This is a genomic window from Streptomyces sp. AC627_RSS907, assembly GCF_019049165.1.
The window spans coordinates 1-556 of sequence record NZ_JAGMUE010000464.1; the positions used below are offsets into that span (position 1 = coordinate 1).

1 pseudogene is annotated in these 556 nt (G+C 75.0%); it reads left to right on the forward strand.

The window, feature by feature from the left end:
• Positions 1-518, forward strand: a pseudogene (locus KUM32_RS36480) (NmrA family transcriptional regulator); the annotation flags it as partial.
• Between the last annotated feature and the right edge of the window lie 38 nt (positions 519-556).

The following is a 556-nucleotide window of genomic DNA, read 5'->3' on the forward strand; positions in this document are numbered from 1 at the left end:
GCCTGGCCCACACCGAAGTGGCCCTGGACGACACCGGCGTCGACGTCACCCACCTGCGCTGCGGCTACTTCTTCAGCAACCTCGAGTTCCAACTCGACGCCCTGCGGGCGGGCACCCTCCAGGTGATCCTGCCGCTCGACGCGCCCATGCCCTGGGTGGCGCCGCGCGACATCGCCGAGGTCGCCGTCGCGCGGCTGCTGTCGCCCGGCTGGTCCGGGCGGTGCGTGCGGGCGGTGCACGGACCGGCCGACCTGACCTGGCGACAGGTGGCCGACATCCTCAGCGAGGTCACCGGCCGGCCCGTCGGCGTCGAGCGGATCACCGACGACGCCATGCGCGCCCAGCTCCGGGGGATCGGGATGACCGACGCGGCGGTCGAGGCCGTGCTCGGCATGTCGACCGGCCTGCGCGAGGACTTCGTCCCCGAACAGCCCCGCACCGTCCACACCACGACCCCCACCACCCTCGCCGCCTGGGCCTACGACCACCTGCGGCCTCGGCTCACCGACGCGCCGTGAGGCGGCCCGGGCCGACCCGACCCGGCCCGACGCGACCC